Source organism: Neobacillus ginsengisoli (genome assembly GCF_030813055.1).
Map to the genome: position 1 here is coordinate 25,026 of NZ_JAUSTW010000016.1, position 20,052 is coordinate 45,077.

The 20,052-nt window shown below is 36.6% G+C and carries 20 protein-coding genes and 2 pseudogenes; 18 read left to right on the plus strand and 4 right to left on the minus strand.

What is annotated here, in order from left to right:
• Positions 1–189: 189 nt before the first annotated feature.
• The 6 genes and pseudogenes from J2S10_RS26125 (at position 190) to J2S10_RS26155 (ending at position 5,129) form a co-directional block, all read left to right on the plus strand.
• Positions 190–1,971, plus strand: coding sequence for an alpha-glycosidase (locus J2S10_RS26125; protein WP_370876295.1), 1,782 nt, complete (start codon positions 190–192; stop codon positions 1,969–1,971).
• Positions 1,972–2,056: 85 nt separating this feature from the next.
• Positions 2,057–2,233 (plus strand): annotated as a pseudogene (locus tag J2S10_RS26135) (alpha-amylase family glycosyl hydrolase); the annotation flags it as partial.
• Between the two features lie 575 nt (positions 2,234–2,808).
• Entirely contained in the window at positions 2,809–3,099 is a 291-nt protein-coding gene (locus tag J2S10_RS26140) for a type 1 glutamine amidotransferase (protein ID WP_307413925.1), read from the plus strand.
• A 16-nt stretch (positions 3,100–3,115) separates the two neighbouring features.
• Positions 3,116–3,466, plus strand: a complete 351-nt coding sequence (locus J2S10_RS26145; protein WP_307413927.1) for a type 1 glutamine amidotransferase — start codon at positions 3,116–3,118, stop codon at positions 3,464–3,466.
• Between the two features lie 19 nt (positions 3,467–3,485).
• Entirely contained in the window at positions 3,486–4,418 is a 933-nt protein-coding gene (locus J2S10_RS26150) for an alpha/beta hydrolase (protein ID WP_307413930.1), read from the plus strand.
• A gap of 186 nt (positions 4,419–4,604) precedes the next feature.
• Positions 4,605–5,129, plus strand: a complete 525-nt coding sequence (locus J2S10_RS26155; protein WP_307413933.1) for a DinB family protein — start codon at positions 4,605–4,607, stop codon at positions 5,127–5,129.
• A 469-nt stretch (positions 5,130–5,598) separates the two neighbouring features.
• Here J2S10_RS26155 and J2S10_RS26160 read toward each other — a convergent pair whose 3' ends face one another.
• Positions 5,599–5,859, minus strand: coding sequence for a DUF3231 family protein (locus J2S10_RS26160; protein WP_307413989.1), 261 nt, complete (start codon positions 5,857–5,859; stop codon positions 5,599–5,601).
• A 218-nt stretch (positions 5,860–6,077) separates the two neighbouring features.
• On the opposite strand from J2S10_RS26160, the gene J2S10_RS26165 reads away from it, so the two are divergent.
• The 7 genes and pseudogenes from J2S10_RS26165 to J2S10_RS26195 all read left to right on the plus strand — a co-directional run bounded on the left by J2S10_RS26165 (position 6,078) and on the right by J2S10_RS26195 (position 11,757).
• Positions 6,078–6,566, plus strand: coding sequence for a hypothetical protein (locus tag J2S10_RS26165; RefSeq protein ID WP_307413936.1), 489 nt, complete (start codon positions 6,078–6,080; stop codon positions 6,564–6,566).
• Positions 6,567–6,686: 120 nt separating this feature from the next.
• A complete protein-coding gene (locus J2S10_RS26170; RefSeq protein WP_307413939.1) occupies positions 6,687–7,268 on the plus strand; it encodes an RNA polymerase sigma factor in 582 nt (193 codons plus the stop codon).
• Positions 7,252–7,986: an anti-sigma factor gene (locus J2S10_RS26175; protein ID WP_307413940.1), complete on the plus strand. Its 735-nt coding sequence runs from the start codon at positions 7,252–7,254 to the stop codon at positions 7,984–7,986. Before J2S10_RS26170 ends, J2S10_RS26175 begins: the two co-directional genes overlap by 17 nt.
• 210 nt (positions 7,987–8,196) lie before the next feature.
• Positions 8,197–8,437 (plus strand): annotated as a pseudogene (locus tag J2S10_RS26180) (DNA polymerase beta superfamily protein); the annotation flags it as partial.
• A gap of 5 nt (positions 8,438–8,442) precedes the next feature.
• Entirely contained in the window at positions 8,443–8,697 is a 255-nt protein-coding gene (locus J2S10_RS26185; RefSeq protein ID WP_307413942.1) for a hypothetical protein, read from the plus strand.
• A 502-nt stretch (positions 8,698–9,199) separates the two neighbouring features.
• On the plus strand, positions 9,200–10,222 hold the full coding sequence (locus J2S10_RS26190) for a hypothetical protein (RefSeq protein ID WP_307413944.1): 1,023 nt from the start codon (positions 9,200–9,202) through the stop codon (positions 10,220–10,222).
• A gap of 884 nt (positions 10,223–11,106) precedes the next feature.
• Positions 11,107–11,757 carry a Bax inhibitor-1/YccA family protein gene (locus J2S10_RS26195; protein WP_307413946.1) on the plus strand — a complete coding sequence of 217 codons (651 nt, stop codon included), beginning with the start codon at positions 11,107–11,109 and terminating at the stop codon, positions 11,755–11,757.
• Between the two features lie 187 nt (positions 11,758–11,944).
• Here J2S10_RS26195 and J2S10_RS26200 read toward each other — a convergent pair whose 3' ends face one another.
• Complete coding sequence (locus J2S10_RS26200) at positions 11,945–12,490, minus strand: TetR/AcrR family transcriptional regulator (protein WP_307413947.1); 546 nt, start codon at positions 12,488–12,490, stop codon at positions 11,945–11,947.
• 189 nt (positions 12,491–12,679) lie between these two features.
• On the opposite strand from J2S10_RS26200, the gene J2S10_RS26205 reads away from it, so the two are divergent.
• From J2S10_RS26205 to J2S10_RS26215, 4 genes are all read left to right on the plus strand, one after another.
• On the plus strand, positions 12,680–13,426 hold the full coding sequence (locus tag J2S10_RS26205) for an SDR family oxidoreductase (protein ID WP_307413949.1): 747 nt from the start codon (positions 12,680–12,682) through the stop codon (positions 13,424–13,426).
• Positions 13,427–13,655: 229 nt separating this feature from the next.
• A complete protein-coding gene (locus tag J2S10_RS27590; RefSeq protein WP_370876296.1) occupies positions 13,656–13,784 on the plus strand; it encodes a hypothetical protein in 129 nt (42 codons plus the stop codon).
• A 149-nt stretch (positions 13,785–13,933) separates the two neighbouring features.
• On the plus strand, positions 13,934–15,103 hold the full coding sequence (locus J2S10_RS26210) for an MFS transporter (RefSeq protein WP_307413951.1): 1,170 nt from the start codon (positions 13,934–13,936) through the stop codon (positions 15,101–15,103).
• An 82-nt stretch (positions 15,104–15,185) separates the two neighbouring features.
• Positions 15,186–15,395 carry a GerAB/ArcD/ProY family transporter gene (locus J2S10_RS26215; RefSeq protein ID WP_307413953.1) on the plus strand — a complete coding sequence of 70 codons (210 nt, stop codon included), beginning with the start codon at positions 15,186–15,188 and terminating at the stop codon, positions 15,393–15,395.
• 71 nt (positions 15,396–15,466) lie between these two features.
• Here the strand turns inward: J2S10_RS26215 and J2S10_RS26220 are convergent, their stop codons facing one another.
• Entirely contained in the window at positions 15,467–16,900 is a 1,434-nt protein-coding gene (locus tag J2S10_RS26220) for an alanine/glycine:cation symporter family protein (protein ID WP_307413954.1), read from the minus strand.
• An 851-nt stretch (positions 16,901–17,751) separates the two neighbouring features.
• A complete protein-coding gene (locus J2S10_RS26225) occupies positions 17,752–18,645 on the minus strand; it encodes an AraC family transcriptional regulator (RefSeq protein WP_307413956.1) in 894 nt (297 codons plus the stop codon).
• A 217-nt stretch (positions 18,646–18,862) separates the two neighbouring features.
• On the opposite strand from J2S10_RS26225, the gene J2S10_RS26230 reads away from it, so the two are divergent.
• A complete protein-coding gene (locus J2S10_RS26230; protein ID WP_307413959.1) occupies positions 18,863–20,032 on the plus strand; it encodes an MFS transporter in 1,170 nt (389 codons plus the stop codon).
• Positions 20,033–20,052: the final 20 nt, after the last annotated feature.

Consider the following 20,052-nt stretch of genomic DNA (forward strand, 5'->3'; position numbering starts at 1 on the left):
TTCAAGTGACTTAGATCTCTATGGTAGGTTTAATCAAATAATTATGGAGACGTAGCTACTTTGTTGTTATTTCATTTATAAATGTGCCCAAGGCTATTAGCACAATGTAATTTGTCTCTTTTTAAGTTTTAAATAACCTAAAGTCAGTTAGGAAAGCGTTGCCAAAATGAATATTAGGAGAACTTAATCATGTTGAAAGAAGCTATATATCATAGGCCCAAAAATAATTTTGCTTATGCTTACAATAAAGAAACATTACATTTACGTTTACGGACAAAAAGGAACGATGTGGAAAAAGTGTATCTAATTTCTGGTGATCCATATTCATGGGGGCAAACAAAAGAAGGTGTCGCATGTTGGAAACCATGGGAGAAGATAGAGATGACCAAAAAAGGAAGGACAGATCTATTTGATTACTGGGAGGCTGCAATTGAACCCAAATTTAGACGTTTAAAATATGGATTTGAATTGTTATGCGGTGAAAATAAGCTTGTCTACACAGAAAAGGGGTTTTGGGATAATGCGCCATTAGATGATAACTCCACCTACTTCACATTCCCATTTCTTAATGAAGAGGATGTATTTCAGATTCCTGCATGGGTAAAGGATACTGTATGGTACCAAATTTTCCCTGAACGTTTTGCAAATGGTAATAGACTAAATGATCCCGAAGGAACATTAACTTGGGGCAGTTTAGAGCCAACTCCAACAAATTTCTTCGGGGGAGACTTTGAAGGAGTTATCCAACATATTGATTATTTAGTTCAATTAGGGATAACAGGTATCTATTTCACTCCCATTTTTAAAGCCTATTCCAATCATAAATACGATACCATTGATTATATGGAGATTGACCCTCAGTTTGGTGATAAAGAAACATTTAAACGTCTTGTACAGGTATGTCATGAAAAGGGAATCAAGGTGATGCTTGATGCTGTGTTTAATCATAGTGGTTTCTACTTCCCCCAATTTCAAGATGTTCTTGAGAACGGGGAAAAATCAAAGTATAAAGATTGGTTTTATATTCACGATTTCCCTGTCCAAACGAAGCCTATACCAAATTATGATACATTTGCCTTCACTTACGCAATGCCAAAGTTAAATACAGGTCATCCAGAAGTAAGAGCATATTTACTAGAAGTAGGACGTTATTGGGTAAGGGAATTTGATATTGATGGTTGGCGGTTAGATGTGGCAAACGAAGTGTCCCATGATTTTTGGAGGGAATTTAGGAAAGAAGTGAAAGCAGTCAAGCCGGATCTATATATTTTAGGCGAAATTTGGCACGACTCTATGCCTTGGTTACAAGGGGACCAATTCGATGCAGTAATGAATTATCCATATACAAACGCTGCTATTCAATTTTTTGCTCAAGGGAAGATAAACGCAGAAGAATTTGTAAGTAAAACAACAGAAGCTCTTTTAATGTATCCGGAAAATGTAACAGAAGTCGCATTCAATTTACTTGGAAGTCATGATACTCCCAGGATTGCCTCAGTCTGCAACGAAAATACAATGAAAGTAAAACAGCTGTTTACGTTTCTGCTTTCCTCGTCAGGATCTCCATGTATTTATTATGGAGACGAAATCGGAATGACGGGCGATATGGATCCGGGATGCCGTAAATGTATGATTTGGGAAGAAGACAAGCAAGATCAAGACTTACTTGAATTTGTTTCCAAGTTAATCAAGTTACGTAAAGAAAACCAGGCATTTGGAAATAAAGGAACGTTTCAAATTCTTTCAGCTAACAATGAGACAAATCATGTGATGTATACAAAAACATACCAGGGGCAAACGATCGTATTTGTATACAATAATTCCAATACGAGGATCAGGGTTGATATACCGTTCAACCTAAAGGGAAAAAGAGTATTAAATTTACTGACCGGTGATTATTTTATTCCCGAAAAAGTCGAACTAGATGTTGTAATCCTCCCATTTGATCTTGTTATCTTGTCATTTAACTAAAAAAGGTCAATTTAGATAGATTAATACCGTACATGATCGATCAAAATGCGTTAATTTTTCTTCTAATAGGTTGATGGTCAAATCTTATCTTAAGGATTTAGGTATTGATGTGATATGGTTATACCCTATGTACAAATCGCCCAATGATGATAATGGTTATGATATTTCTGACTATCATGATATTATGGATGAATTCGGTACGATGGCAGATTTTGACGAGTTACTTGAAGAAGTTTACAAACGCGATATGAAATTGATTTTGACTAAGAAATAGGGATTAAAAATTCAACTTTTTATAAGTTAGTTAAGAAGTACGAAATAAAATTGAAAAGTACCTATATATAATAGAAAGAACTCGTAAAAAAATAGCCTTTGCTCAACAAGAGCAAAGGCTTCTATCAATAGGGAATACTTTATCATTATCATAAGTTTTATAAATTTATGTACATCTATTATTAAAAATTTAGGTTTCACATAAAGAGTGTAACTCATTTTCTTTTTCAACAAACGGGCTATTTAATGGAATAAGACTTATTGAAAAAACGCCTCTTTAACCACTTAATTCGCAAGACTCTAATTCTTTCATGTCCTTCTCCAGGTAAACCTAAGCGGGGGGGTTCCTTTATCTTGATTAAAATAAAAAAACATATATTTTCCTCCAAAACTGTCCTATAAAATTCTTTTCAAACTGCCACTTTCTATAATGACAGTATTATTATACCCTATCATTAGAAAGAAAAAATCAATCATTCTTGATAATTTAATAAGTTACTAACTCAAATTCGATTATAAAAGAAAAAATTTAGCATTGTTTCATTTGAAAAAGGAGTTCATAGTATGACAACATTTATTCTACAACATGTACCATTTGAGACGCCTGGTATTTTAGAAAGTTTAGATTCATATACACTCATTAAATTATATGAAGGGATGCCTCTTCCTTCAGTGGATGAAGTAAGTATGTTAATCATTTTAGGCGGACCGATGAGCGTACATGACTCAATTCATTGGCTAGAACAAGAAAAACAGTTTTTAAAGGAAGTAATGGACGCTAGTAAGCCTGTTCTGGGTATTTGTTTAGGTGCACAATTAATTGCATCTGTGCTAGGTGCTGAAGTGTATAGTTAATCCTAATGGTCGAGAAGTGGGGTTTGGTGAAATTCAAAAAGTTTCCAAAGATTTTACGTTTTTTCCAGATACCTTACATGTTCTTCATTGGCATGGAGATACGTTTACATTACCAAAAGGAGCCATATTGCTGTATTCAACGGAGGCCTGTGTAAATCAAGCTTTTATATATAATAAAAATGTAGTTGGATTACAATTTCATTTAGAAACAACTACACAATCATTAGCTCAGCTTGTTGAAGTAGACAAAGACTATATAAAAGGAAGTATTTATAAACAAACAGCGGAGTCTATTTTAAATACAATGATTTCACCTGAAAATGAGCGAACGTTCATGAATATTTTGGAATATTTGAAAAATAGTTAATAAAGTAGGAGATGAAATAATGGAACAGCGAGTACACCCAGATTTGAAAGATGTATTTTCATCTTTAACAGACATGATACTTTCAGAAGAAACTTTAAATGATATTCGAAATAAAGGAAAACAAGCTATAGTTTCTTATAAAAATGAATATCTTCTTTTAGAAGAACAATGGATTCCAGGATTAAAAGATACTCCAAAAGTAAGTGTCAAGATTTATCGTCCAAAGAAACAAGAAACTATGTTACCCGGGGTTTTATATATTCATGGTGGCGGCTATATTTTTGGATCAGTAGAAGGGAATGATGCGAAATGCGGAGAAATCATAGAGGCTGTAAATTGTGTTGTTGTTTCAGTAGACTATCGTTTAGCACCTGAACATCCTTATCCTGCTGCTATAGAAGATTGCTATGCTGCTTTAACTTGGTTTTCACAAAATGCGTCATCTTTAAATGTTGATGTTGATAGAATTGCTGTAGTTGGTGGTAGTACAGGTGGCGGATTAACGGCAGCACTTTCATTAATGGCAAGAGATAGAAAAGGGCCGAAAATTAAATTTCAAATGCCTTTATTTCCAATGATTGATGATCGTTGTAATTCAGAATCGTGTAATGAAATTACAGATAAGCGTGTATGGTGTAAGGAATTTAATATGTTTGCTTGGAAAATGTATTTGAAAAACGTAACTGGTGATATTCCGATGTACGCTGCACCAGCTAGAGTAAAAGATTATTCAAACTTACCACCAACGTATTCAGCTGTGGGAGAACTTGATCCATTTAGAGATGAAACAATCAAATATGTCATGAATTTAACTAATGCAGGCGTTCCTGTAGAATTTCATTTATATCCTGGTTGTTTCCATGAGTTTGAAGCAATAGAACCTAAAGCTTCTATTAGTCAATTAGCAACAAAAGAAACTTATAGAGCTTTAAAAGAAGCTTTATATAATTAAAGGGCGCGTTTACTTAGTAACGTTGTACCGTTGTCAGTCTGATAACTAATCGGGGATTCTGCTACTGACTTTGTTTAGTCTAATAGAACTTCGATCATATAGTTCAAGTTTTCTATAAAGTAGAGGGTAAAAACGGTAAAACCACAAGATAATTGACATTTTTAATTGTTTAAGGAGGTTATGAAAGTGAACTTTCAGTTCGAGGAAGCAATAGAAATTCTAGAACGTACGCCAAAAACACTTAGTAATTTGCTAATTGGATTATCGAACTCATGGATTGTTTGTAATGAAGGTGAAGCAACTTGGAATGCCTTTAATGTAGTAGGACATCTTATCGAAGGTGAAAAGAATAATTGGATCCCACGTATAGAAATGATTATATTAAAAGGAAAAACTGAAACATTCCCTCCATTTGACCGGTTTAGTCAGATTCATCAAAACGCAGAGAAAACAATTGAGCAATTACTTAGTGAGTTTACGAAAATCCGTCGGAAAAACCTAGAAAATTTAAGAAATTTAATTAATTCTCATACTAATTTAGAACAAACAGGTGTTCACCCCGAATTCGGAATTGTAAAACTTAGAGAACAAATATCAACATGGGTTGCACATGATCTCAATCACATATCTCAAATTACAAGAGTGCTGGCGAAACGATATCAAGAAGATGTTGGACCTTGGAAGGCTTATCTGCGAATCTTGAACCAATAAAAGTAACTAATTAATGACTAGAATATGAATATACCTTGTCTGGCTAAGCTTGTTTGTTAATTAACTGGTTGCTTTCTTCAATAAGACTTTATTTTGATAATCAACAATCGGGCGCTATAGTGGAGTAAGGTAATTATTTATTGACTGATCAGTTTTTACCGTTCAGTCTATTCTTATCTCAATAAGGTACATTTATATGAAACGTGTTCATCACTCAGGAAAGTTAATATTTTCATTTGTCTTAATACATCGTTCGAAAAAGTACACTTTTCCGAACTCATTATAAAAGAAGCTCGTCAAAAATAGCCTTTACTCATCTTGAGAAAAGACTATTTCAATGTGAATAATAATTTTTTTATGTACATTGAAGCTAACTTTGTGAAGATTAGTTGCTTAAGTCTTTTCTTCAACAAACTGGCCATTTTATGGAATAACTCTTTAAAAGTAAATTGTATTGTGAAGAATTGTACTAGATAGGTGCAACTGTTGAATTTGTTACAAGTGTATTCAATAACTGTGGAACGTGAAGATTGTCTTCTAGTAACAATGAAGAAAAAATGCCAAAGTTTTTATTTATATTACCTATGTTCGTTTCAAGGTATTTTCGAAGTTCTTTATTTTTAGTGACTTGACTAAATTCAAGAGAAACTCCATTTGCCAAACGGGTCTTGGCTAAATTAAAGTAAATATTTCCTGCTTCTGCTGAATTCAATGATCTTTTCTTACTAATTACATCTAGTGTATATGCTAAGTTTGACCATTATTTTGAAAGTATTATTCGGATTATGAAAATGCATTAGTAATTGGACAAAATTATTTAAAAGACAATTGCTCATCTGTGAAATATAAATAAGGGTTTGAGAAATCAAAAAAATATTAATTTTTTCAAACCTTTTGAAAACTAGAAGCGTTAACAATAATGTAAATAATTTTTGAGGAGGAACTAGGATGAAAAAATGGTTATTTATCGTATTAACATTCGCCACAATTTTGATGTTAGCTGCTTGTAACAATGGTATTAGAGAAAGTACCAAAAGTACTCAAACAAGTGCGAAATCTTCTAGTAATGAAAACGTTAAAAGTCAGGATCCATTAACATTACAATTATTAGAAAACGAAAAAGTCGGAAAATACTTAGCTGATTCAAAAGGAATGACTCTTTATTATTTTAAGAAAGATGAATCTAAAAAAAGTAATTGTAGTGGAGAATGTTTGAAAAATTGGCCACCATTTACTGCTGAAAACTTTAAAGTCCCATCGGGCTTCAATAAATCTGATTTTGGAACCATTGCAAGAAAAGATACAGGAGAAAAGCAAGTAACCTATAAGGGTTACCCACTTTACTATTTCGTTAATGATAAAGTAAAGGGAGAAGTGAATGGGCAAGGAGTTAAGGATATATGGTATATTGTAAACACAGAAACTACCTTTCATTAAAATAAACATCCCTTAAAAAGGAACAATCAGTAAAATTGATTTGTTCCTTTTTTATTCTCAAATAATATAATTTAATCAAAAACCTTTTTAAAAATACATCATGGGGAGGAGCAGGAGAGAGTGAAAGATAAGAGCGATTATGAATTAATGAAGTTAGTGAACAAAAAGCATCGTCCTGCATTAGAAGAAATATATGACCGTTATGTTAGATTAATATATAGTTTCGTTTTTAAATTTACTCAGGGGAATGAAGAAAAGACGAAAGAAATTATTCAACTAGTATTTTTGAGGCTTTGGATGACAAAAAGCGCATATGATACCTCTAAGGGTGAATTTGTAAATTGGTTACTTACTATCACTCGAAATATTTGTATAGATTATATTCGTAAAGATAGTAAAGAAAATCTTAATAGGATGTGGGCGGAACCTATGAATTCTGGCCACCAGTTTGAATTAGAAGATCCAAGAAATGAAATTGAAGATAAAATTAATAATACTGAAATCCAAGAAGCAAAGAATAAATTATCTCAATCACAAAAGAGATTGATTGATTTGTTTTACTGGAGAGGATATTCGCTTAATGAAATTGCCCAAATGGAAGATGAGCCATTAGGTACCGTTAAGAATAGACTCCATCAATCTCTTAAAAAATTAAGAAAATATTTGACTCCAGGAGGGCGTATTAATGGAGAGGAAATGTAATCATTTACTTTCTTATATTGCAAACGAGCTCAGTGTTGATGAACAAAAAGATTTTAAAAACCATTTAAAAAGCTGTCCAAATTGTGATAAAGACTATATTCAGATTAAAGAAGCATGGGAAGCACTCCAATTTGATTTTGAGGAAGCGGAAGTACCGGAATCATTAAAATCTGAAGTGCTTGATTTTGTATTTGAATCACAGCAGAAGGAATCAGATTCATTCGTAAGTACCCTAAAAAAGTGGTTTACTTTTTACAAACAGCAATTTACACCATTGACCACTGTATTAGTTTTAACATTATTCATTACAACAATGGTATTCACTATTGAAAATATTCAAATTAGAAATCAAACGTTATCTGTTAAAGAACTAAGCAATCGGCCAGTTGAAATATTATCTACACTTACTTTATCATCCGTCGATCAAAATAGATTTGAAGCTAATGGACATGCTTTTATTGTGCAGCAAGGAGACGAAAAAAAGCTAGTTGTACAAGTAAACAACTTTCAAAAAGCAAAGGGCAAAATGGTTTATCAAGTTTGGTTAATCAACAAAGGAGAACGGAAAAATGCTGGGATATTTAAACCCAATATCGATGGTTCAGGTATTTTGACATATGAACTTCAAAAAAATGAAGCCTTTGATAAGATTGGAATTACGTTAGAACCAGACCAAAATAGCGTAACTCCAAGAGGAGAAAAAATTGTTGGAACATGAATGAATAAACAAAAATTAGGGGTACAATCACTTGCTATCAACCTGACAGTATTAAAAAATCAGGAGATCCCAAATTTATAAACCTGTCCGTTACTTGAATAAGGAATACCCTTTTTTATTGAATTTAATTAAGGTTAGTACGTACGCTGAATGATAATGTGGCTTTAATGTTTTTAAAATTTGTAAGGAAGCCGAATTGAGGTAATAAAATTGAGAGATCCCATTTTAAAATCATTGAAAAAAGTCGAGGAAGACTTTAACATTAAGATTCTCTATGCTTGAGAATCAGGTAGCAGAACTTGGCAGTTCCCATCGAAAGATAGTGATTATGATGTCCTATTCATTTATGTTCATATAAAAGACGATTATTTAACCTTTGACTAAAGCATTAGTGTTATTTAGGAAGTCCAATCCTCCACTAGTGGAATGGCTTCGTTCTGGAATAGTATATTAATTATGCGAACTAGAATTAGAGGCCGAATTGTACGTTTACTAATCCGTTTAGCATTAATTGTTGCATTATTCCGTTTATTAGGAGGAACAGGAGGATCATTTGTATATACACCATCTAGTCATGCACGAGATGAAGACGATGCTTTATCAAATTACTTAATTGAAGATGATGACCCTCCTACAGACCGTCGTACTGATCGCCGAACCGACCGTCGCCGTACAGATCGTCGTACCGATCGGCGAACTGATTGGTTCTAATAATTCTCAGATAAATAAGGAGACATTGTTCCTAGAGAATGTACACCCGTTCGAAAAAAGTACACTTTTACGAACGAAAACTTAAAAATTAATTTATGAACGTTCTCTATTTTTAACACACTTTTACGAACTCATTATAGAAGAAGCTCGTCAAAATAGCCTTTACTCAACTTGAGAAAAGACTATTTCAATGTGAATAATAATTTTTTTATGTACTTTGAAGCTAACTTTGTGAAGATTAGTTGCTTAAGTCATTAGTTTCTTCAACAAACGGGCCATTTAATGGAATAAAGCTTCCAAACTAAATTGGATATTTATATTAATATTGGTGAGGGATTGTGAAGACATGTACTTAAACTAACTGTCAGTTTAAGGCAGTGTATCAAGTAACAATTTAGTTAAATATCTACTTTTATTTGCATATACTTAGGATACCTATTTAATTAGTAACCAAACTTTTAGGCATTCTATGTTTTTTGAAAACGAAAGGAGTTAGTCCATTATGCGCATGCGTGGAGTGACCTATGACACGGGATTCCTAAGTGAAGGAACAAGCACACACCCCAATTTCGATGCGGCGAGAGTGTACAGGGAGATGGAAATTATACGGCGGGACCTGCATTGCACTGCCGTACGAGTGACAGGCGGCGAGCCCGTTCGCCTGGAGATCGCTGCACAAGCGGCAGCAGCAGTAGGCCTCGAGGTATGGTTCTCACCGTTCACAAACGATCTTGACCAAGAAGAGTTGCTTGACTTGCTCGCGGACTGTGCAGAACGCGCCGAACGCCTCCGGGTTACGGGGGCGGAGGTGGTCATGGTAACGGGTGCCGAACTCATGCTCTTTACCCGCGGCTTCTTTCCCGGCGAGACTCTGCCGGATCGCCTCGCTGCTTTGTCCGAACCGACGGTTAGCCGTGCCGCGTTCGCCAAAATACCGACTCTGCTCAACGGCTTCCTAGTACGTGCTGTAGACGTCGTGCGAGCCCGATTCGGGGGTCGTGTTACATACGCGTCCCTGCCTATCGAACCTGTGAACTGGGAACCTTTCGACTTCATCGCCGTCGACGCCTACAACTCTGTTGAGGTTGCTCATCTCTATGCTGATTCAATCAAGAAGCTGGCCAGCTCAAATAAGCCTCTGGTGATCTCCGAGTTCGGATGCACGACCTTCAAGGGTGCATTCAATCTGGGCGCACGCGGAATGTTCATCGTCGAGTGGGACGGTGCGCGTGCAGTTCGGCTGACAGGCAGCTACGAGCGTGATGAGTCCGAACAGAGCCAATACTTCATCGATAGCGTCAACGTTTTCGAAGAAGCTGGAGTCGACACAGCATTCTGGTGTACCTTTGCTTCCCACAACCTGCCGTACGACGAAGACCCCAATTACGATTTTGATCGAGCGTCTTACGGGATCGTGCGAGTGCTGCAAGAAAGCCACGGCACGACTTACCCCGACCTGCCTTGGGAGCCCAAGGAAGTATTTTACACCATCGCAGCGCGATATGCAGTCGGTATGAAGGATTAAAGTTATAAGGACTTCTAAGATAAAGTGTATATATTATAGGCTAAATTGGACCATTAGATTATCATTGCCATTACGAAAAATTTGGTTTGTTTTAAAAAAAATACCGAACGGTTCATGGATAGAAGACCACAAGAAAACTAAACTAACGGGTACGATAGCTGAAAATCATAATCCCCAACACTCTCATTATCAATCTTCCATTAAAGGGCGCAAGAATTGAACAATGATGGACTGTTTCAGCAGTCCATTTTTCTTGGTCTTTATTTAGTTAAATGGCGTATATTATAGAAGAAACTCGTCAAAAGTAGCCTTTAAGCATCGGGAGCAAAGACTATTTATCAATAGGATAAAAATTTATTTAATGAACTGAAGCTAGTTTTGTGAAGATTAGTTGGTTAAGTTTTTGTTTTATTTAACAAGCGGGCTAGATTGTGGAGGAAGCAGGAGGGGAAAGAATACTTTCTGAAAAGTTACACTTAACGAAGTAGGTTGAATAAGGATAGAACAATTTTATGTTTCAATTATCCAATAGATTAAGAGACTTAAAAAAACTATACCCCTCAACAATAAGGAGTATAGGATTCCTTACGATTATTAAAAGTCTAAGATCTGTTTGAATCTATCAATCGCGATCCCTGTCCTACATTCGTATCAATAGCTTGGAATGTCACAATATAATTAACCTCTGATGTAGGATTGTGAATGATTTTATTTAACTAAATGGCGGAATTAAAGAAAGAAGGGCAAGAATATCCTAATTTTTTAGCGCGCTGGAAGCTACCCAATTTGGGTGGCATCTTTTTATAAAAAAGGAGACAAAAAGAAATTGACATACAATATAAAGGGTATATAATGATAATAATTTTAGATAAGGGGTGAAAGAAATGAGTACTATTTCTTTATCGAAAGAAAAGCAACAAAGTGTTTTAGCGAAAGTATATGCCTACATGTTCATTGGGCTTTTGATAACTGCGTTAACTTCATACGAAGTATCACAAAACATGGCAGCACTTGAATTAACAAGAAACTCATTTTTCCTTATTGTCCTGTTTCAATTAGGGTTGGTTGTTGTATTAAGCTTTTTCATTACAAGAATTCACCCAGTCATGGCAACCGGTTTGTTTATCTTATATTCAATCTCCACTGGCGTTGTTCTTAGTCTAATTTTGCTCGCTTACACTCAATCAAGTGTTACCTCAGCATTTGTAACTACTGCTGGAGTGTTTGGGTTATCAAGTTTTTATGCAGTAACAACGAAAAGGAACTTGAACAGCTGGGGTGGTTATCTGTTCATGGGGTTGATCGGGCTTATCCTTTCATCTGTTGTAAATTTCTTTATCGGAAGCGGTCCGATGGATTTTGTCATTAGTATCATCGGCGTTGTTTTATTCATTGGGCTAACAGCATATGATACGCAAAAAATAACAACAAACAGAGAATATGCAACTTATCCAGTGCTTGGTGCATTTATTTTATATCTCGACTTTATCAATATGTTTCTGTATATTCTCAGGTTGTTTGGTTCAAGAAAATAGAAATAAAAGGCTATCTGAATTTCAGATAGCCTTTTTACTGTAATGTAAGCACTCTATTACTTATCGGTTTGCTTGGAATCTAACGAAAATTTGATGAGCAAGTTTTGGAAACCTTGGAAGTTTCCTGCTACATTTGAAACACCGCCGTAAAGGTTCTAACTAGATATATTCTTCTTTTTTCTTGAACCTATACAATCCTCTCTAACAAATCCCCCACCTTTTCTGCCATTACACGAGGTGGATAAGGCATTCCATTCTTTAACCACCATTCAACTACCCCTACGTAAGCATTTGCAACAAATTGAACAACTACATCTTCACTTTGTCCGTAATCTTTTCCTTTAGTTATGTCCACATCTTTCTTGAACTCTTCGATATTAAACTTAAGGAACCGACTACGAAAATATGGAGCTCCTTCACTCGCTAACATCGTCGAAAAAAATAAATAATTACTCTCAAAGTATTCCATACAGTGTACAGTTGACTCTATAAAATCCATTTCAGTTGCCGACTCACAAAAATTACCCATATTGTTTATATGTTCTTCCATGACTTTATCTAATAGATCAAATTTATCCAAGTAATGAAGATAGACGGTACTTCGGTTAACATTTGCCCTGTCAGAAATATCCTGAATGGTAATGTCATCAAAACTTTTTTCGGACATCAGTCCGATTAGAGCTTTTTTAATAGAATCTTGGCTTCTGGTTATTCTTCTATCCACTTTGGACATAGTAGGTCACCAAACTTTCTTATAGATAATCAACAATTTTGATTCATTTGTTGGATAAACAACGAATTGCGTTAATTTAACCATTGTATGCATCCTGTTTCTCTTTATAATAATAAACGTATGTTGTTTAAGCAATCAATGATGATTTTTTTATTTTCAAAACAATATTAAGAAAGGGCGTTATTAATTATGTCTAATATTCAAGATAAAGTTGTTATTATTATGGGTGCATCAAGTGGGATTGGTGAAGCAACTACCAAGAAACTGGCACAAGAAGGAGCAAAATTAGTGATTGCTGCTCGTCGTGAAGATCGATTGAAAGCTCTTATTGAATCATTACCAAACACTGAAATCTCATACGCGGTTGCCGACGTATCGAATAAAGAGGAAGTTCAAGCAGTTGTAAATTTGGCAATCGAAAAATATGGTCGTGTAGATGTACTCTACAACAACGCTGGAGTCATGCCGACAGCGCCACTTTCAGAAACTCGCTTTGATGAATGGCGTCAAATGTTAGATATTAACATTATGGGTGTTTTAAATGGAATTGCTGCTGTACTACCTATTATGAAGCAACAACAGTCCGGTCACATTATTTCAACTGATTCCGTAGCTGGACATGTTGTTTATCCAGGGTCTGCTGTATACTGTGGGACTAAGTTTGCAGTTAGAGCGATTATGGAGGGATTGCGGCAGGAAGAAAGAGAAAACAATATTCGTTCAACGATCATTTCACCAGGTGCTGTAAGTACTGAACTTTATACAACTATTAATACTCCTGAAGATCGGGAATGGGTAAAAAATCTTATGGCTGCAGGAGAAGGTCTTTCTTTGAAACCAAGCGATATCGCAGATGCAGTAGCTTATGCGATTAGCACACCTGAAACTGTTGCGGTAAGTGAAATCTTGATTCGTCCAACAAAACAAGTTATCTAATGGATGTTGCGATTAGGAAATAATATTCGTCCTACAGGTCGACTTCTATAAAATCTCCTAATGAAAAAATTGCCCCGTAGCTTGTTGGGGAATGTACAGGTTACGTTTGCCATCAGTGATTGATAAACAAAAAATTAGTTATCTACCTAAAAGATTATCAAAATAAGATGTACCATTAGGCTGTATACCATTAGTTGGAGATTTCACTTATTATTCCACATAGGGAAATTTGGCTATATTTTATCTGGATCATGGGTTTTCAAATGGATTGATCAAATTAGGTAAGATCTTATCTGGGGTAGAAAAACTTAAAAGTATAAATGTCTATTATAAAGTTACAATTGAAAAAAATGATTGAAAAAGAGAATCATATTGAATTATCGGAAGGTAGAATATGGTGAAATTCAGGTCTCAGTAGTTTGCTTTGATACAAATGTCTGAACCTGCATAAGAATGTGGAGAAACGTTCCTGCCTAATTGTAAATAATTGAAGATGGAGTTGCTTTTTTGTCTAAACGAAATAATTTACTTATATTTATATTGACCATAGGGGCTTTCGGCATCATAAATACTGAAATGGGGGTTATAGGGATATTACCCTACATTGCTGATCACTTTCATATCAGTGTATCTAAGGCCGGGTGGCTGGTGAGTCTCTTCGCACTTACTGTTTCAATATCTGGCCCAACTATGCCGTTATTATTTTCGGGAATAAATCGTAAGAAGGCAATGTTACTTGTACTTGGTATTTTCGTTCTAGGTAACATTGTCTCTATATTTACATCTAACTATGCCATTGCAATAATTGCGCGTGTGATTCCAGCCATTTTTCATCCAATCTATTTTTCAGCAGCTTTTACAATGGCTGCTAACTCAGTTCGCAAGGAAGAAGCTCCAAAAGCTGTTTCAAAAGTTTTTATTGGAGTATCTGCGGGTATGGTAGTTGGTGTACCAATCGCAAGTTTTCTTGCTAGTACAGTTTCGTTTCAAATATCAATGGCATTTTTCGCCATCGTGAACGCTATAGTATTTATTGCTACATTAGTATTTTTCCCTTCTATGCCTGTTAAAGAAAGACTTTCTTACGGAGCACAGGTAAGCGTATTAAAAAAACCAATTACTTGGGTTTCCATTGTTGCTGTCATTTTACTAAATTCAGCCATATTTGGGGTGTATAGTTATTTTGCTGAGTATCTTAAAACCGTTACGAATACCTCTGGTAAATCAATTAGTTTAATGTTAGTCATATTCGGGGGGGCAAATATTATTGGAAACATTGTGGCAGGGAAGTTACTTACTAAAGATGCCATCAAATCTGTAGTATCTTTTCCTTTTGCATTGGGAGCCGTTTACATTGTTTTATTCTTATTAGGACAATTTACTTTACCTATGGCAATCATAACTTTAGTTTGGGGAATATTGGCTGGTATAGGAACTAATATTAATCAATATTGGATTACGTCTGCAGCTCCAGAAGCTCCTGATTTCGCGAATGGATTATTTTTATCATCTGTTAACTTAGGAACAACAATTGGTACAGCTGTAGGTGGATTATTTATTTCAGAATTAGGTACACAATACGTCGTATTAGTGGGATTATTATCGTTAGTATTAGGGGTGGTATTTATTTTACTAAGAAACTACATGCATAGTCCTACAAAACAACTTTCTAGATAAGGAATAAATTCAACATTCTTTAAGAGCTCATCAAGGGTATATTAAAATAAACGCAGTCGATCTGGGATGGGTAGGCTAAGAAATGGGTGGACCATCGGCTCCATTTTTACCGGGTACCCCTACTTGGATCATACTTCGCGTATTTATGATTGCCATTTCATACGCTTTATATAGTGGAATGGAGGTTATAGCTCGGCTTGCAGAAATCATTTTACCTGTTATTTTGATTTTATTTTTGATTGAAATCATTTTAATTTTGGGATCTAATATTACTGATATTGAACAATCATAGATGTTTTTATACCAGAACCAATAAAAAGATGTTCAGACTGCGTACTGTATCTGAACATCTTTTTGTATTATTTACATAGCTTTTTCCTTTTTTGAAGTTGAAGCATCCTGAGAATGCTCCCAACCTTCAATGTTTTCAAGACCTTTAATGCTGTCTTTATAAAAAACAGGATCTTTGCCAGCTTTTTTCTGTTGCATGTAATCATGTAACGCAGCAAAGGCTATTTTTGATAGTAATGCAATAGCAATCAAGTTTACGATAACCATAAGGCCCATAAATAAATCCGCTAAATCCCATACAAGCTGGATCTTTGCAACCGCACCGAATATAATCATGGCTAACACGCTTATTCGGTATAGTATCACCCATACTTTACTTGTGTGTAAAAATCTAATATTTGTTTCCCCATAATAATAGTTACCAATTAACGCACCGAATCCAAATAGGAAAACAAAGATAGCAAGACAGCCTGATGCCCAGGAACCGATGTGTTCACTTAATGCTGCTTGTGTAAGGGCAATACCACTTAGCCCTGGTTGTTTGTAAGCATTAGAAAGCAAAATAATAAATGCTGTGCTTGTACAGACGACCAGTGTATCCGTTAATACGCCAAATGCTTGAATAAGTCCTTGTTTCACCGGATGGCTTGTTGTTGCTGTTGCGGCAACGTTTGGCGCACTCCCCATACCAGCTTCATTCGAGAATAAACCACGTTTAACTCCATTCATGAGCGCTGCGCCGATTGAACCGCCTGCTATTTGTTTAAAGCCAAATGCGTTTTGAACAATAAGAGAAAGAATTTCCGGCATTTTTGTTATGTTCGTAGCTACAACAAATAATGCAACACCGATGTATAACACAGCTAGAATCATTACCTTGTATTCAGCCATTTTTGCAATACGCGTCACACCGCCAAAGATAATCGCAGCGAAAGCAAGTGCCATGATAATCCCTACAGTTAAACGATCTGTACCGAATGAGTTCTCAAAAGCAATTGTAACGGTATTTGATTGTACAGAATTGAATACAAGACCGAAAGCAAGCGTAATTAAAATGGAGAATAATACTCCCATCCAACGTTTGTTTAATCCTTTTTCCATATAATAGGATGGACCGCCGCGGAAACCATTTTTATCTTTTACTTTATATACTTGCGCTAACGTACTTTCGATAAAGCTGGATGCTGAGCTAATAATAGCAATAATCCACATCCAGAATACTGCTCCAGGACCGCCTAATGCAATCGCAATCGCAATTCCTGTGATATTACCTGTTCCAACGCGAGCGGCCATACCGATACAGAACGCTTGAAATGGGGAAATGTTGTCTTTAGAACCAGTTTTCCCTTCCATTAAAACACGGACCATTTCCTTTAACATGCGGAATTGTACAAATTTCGATTTAAATGTGAAATAAATTCCGCAAGAAACAAGCATAATAATTAATAATTTTGACCAAAGGAAATCATTTGTTACGCCAACTATATTTTGTAGTAATTGTTGCATTTTACCACCTCTTATTAAAATTTAGTAGTTTATATTGAAGCAGTTAGGACATCAGTTTGATAGACGATGGTTGGAGTCGAAGTAGAGTCAGTGCCGGCGTTGGTGCCGCCTGCTGCTGGGATTTTAATGTAAGATCATTTGTTAATAGGGTTTAATATATCAGCTTCATTCGAAGAGTTAGCTAATCATCCGTATAGACATGGATGCTAATACAGCGGAAGATAATGCTTTCTTTGTCGCTCTGGTAAGAAACCATAAAAATGTAATTTTATTATGCTATATTGATCTTGTACCACTCCTTTCATGGCCGCATACGTATTTGTTAAAGCAGTAGATGAATAAATTTCATCAGAAAGCAATTCTTGAAAGGGCCTTAATGAACACCTTCAATGGTTAATGAAACGAGACTGTAATCACTTCTACTGATAACCCCATCACAGGCAGGTTTCGAAATTAGAAACTTACAAATATTGTTAAGCGTTTTCATATTTCTTCTCTCTAACAAAAACGTAGTTTTAATTTATAATATAATAGGAACTACATAATCATTCGAAAAACTACAAAAATCTACTGAAATAATTTTAAAATTTCAAAAAAGTGAGTCTATTTGACAAATTTTGGTGCAAATATTGTAGATAGAAAAAAGATTCTATGGTGCCACAAGTGTGCATGAATGAAATCTACAGGTATTTTCAGGGGAGTAGATAAATTAGGACGGTTTGTTATTCGAATGGAATTACGTCGTACTCTAGATATAATGGAAGAAACTCGTAAAAAATAGCCTAGACCATCTGGAGCATAGGCTATTTAGTATTCAACAATCGGGCCAGATTGTGGAGGAAACAGAAAGATTAAGAATACTGATAAAAAGATTGTTTGTGAAGTGTTTCACCAAACATGCGCGAATATTCACGGCTGAATTGTGATGGACTTTCATAGCCAACACGGAATGCAACATCTGCTGCATCCGCTGATTCGGATAATAATAGGCTCCGGGCTTCTTGAAGTCTCAGTTGTTTTTGGAATTGAATAGGGCTCATCGCGGTTACCTCTTTAAAGTGCCGATGAAGTGAAGAAACACTCATATTTGCTATTTCCGCAAGTTCCTCAATCTTAAAAGACTTCTCATAGTGATTCATGATATGTTCAATCACGTCACTGATTTGATGGGTAGAACTTCCTTCTATTGCTATTTGTTTCAGCATCCCCCCATGTTCTCCTTGCAGAACCCTATAGATGATTTCTTTCATAATTAGAGGAGCAAGTACCGGGATGTCCTTAGGATTATCTAACAGACGAGCTAATCTGGTTACCGCGTCCAGTAGAGATGTCTCTATTTTGCTGACATACATTCCTCGCTTAGCATTTTCCTTCTTGTCAACTCCCATTTGAAATTCACGTAAAACGTCTAAGATTTGGGTCGGCGTAAATTCAAGTTTGAGAGCCAAATACGGAACTTGGGAAGATGATTCCGTGACTTGTCCGGTAATAGGCAAGTTGACGGATGCAACAAGATAATCGGCAGGGCCGTACCTAAAGCGTTCCTGTGACAGCAATACCTCTTTCATTCCTTGAACGACAATGCATAAGGAAGGCTTGTGAAGTCCGTAACTTGGTCCAGTATCATTGGAGTAACGGGAGAAAAATAAAGACGGAATATCAGTCATGTGAGAACCGTCCAGTCCTGTATGACCCTCTATGATTTTGGCGAGCTCAACTCTTTGTTTGTATAATTGTTCAAACATAAAATTCTCCTTTTATTTCTTCATCATTGATGGTCCAATTATAATTCTTATTCTCCTGTTGCGTAAATGGCTGTGATAGTATTAGGCAATCATTTGATACGATTGTGATACCAGTCGTGATTTCATCTGTTGCATAATAAGGATGCTCAAGTTGTTGCGCATCTTTATTTTCATCAAAAAAATATCAAATTATAGATAAGGGAGTAGATAGATCACCATGAATAACACATGGAAAATATACATGCTGACTCTTATCAGCTTCATTGTTGGCACATCACAATTCAGCATCGTGGGCATGCTGGATAAAGTCGCAGCTTCCGCAGGTGTATCGGTATCATCAGCGGGACAGCTTGTTACCGTATTTGCGCTCGGTAACGCAGTCGGCACGCCCCTTGTAATGGTGGCGACGGCTAAGATGAATCAGCGCAAGCAATTACTAATGGCTCTCGCAATCATATTAGTCGGCATCGTTACGATGCTCGCCCTTCCAGGCTTCGGCTTCCTTATGGCCTCTCGCGTTATACTTGGGGTCGGAACAGGCGTCTTCGTCGTCACCGCTTATGGAATAGCTGCAAAGTTGGCTCCTCCCGGACGTCAGGGCGGCGCGATGTCCAACGTCGCAATGGGCTTTAGCTCCTCCCTAGTATTTGGCGTTCCTTTGGGCCGTATGGTGGCAGCGGCATTTGGGTGGAAGATGATCTTTTGGGCCATCGGCCTTTTAAGCTTGCTAGCAACCTTTGCCGTCGCACGGGCGATTCCGGCCATGGAAGGCGAAGGGGCAGTTCCTCTAGGCAAGCGTTTTGCTCTCTTGAAGCAGCCGAGAATCATGGTTACCCTTGGTGTAACATTCTTCGTGTTTATCGGCTTTTCGATTGTCGATACGTATATTACCCCCTTTCTGAAAGCCGTCATGCCGACGATGGAACGGGAAATAAGCATCATTCTCATGACCTTGGGTATAGGGAGCTTAATCGGCTCCAGGCTTGGTGGCTTTTTGGCGGATCGGATCGGCAAAGTCCGCACGCTTTTAGGCTCCATGGCCGTCCAAGCTCTTACCCTAGCGTTGGTGTCTACCGTCTCTGCATCATCGGTACTCATTACCGTCATGTTGCTCATGCTCTGGGAGATCGCTTGCTGGACGTTTGGGCCGACTCAAAACTTCAACCTAGTCTCGCTTGCTCCGGAAGCCTCCGGTATCGTTCTTAGTCTGAACAGTTCGTTCGTGCAGCTCGGATTTGCCGCCGGCGCCGGAATCGGAGGAATCGTCGTGGGAGGCTGGTCGATAATGGAGATCACATGGATCAGTGCCGTCTCGGCCGTAATTGCAGCTGTGGTCGCAGTCTTCTCATTCGGCCTTGCCCGTTCGTTATCAAGCGCACGGGGATGATTTTTAAAATAAAAAGTCTT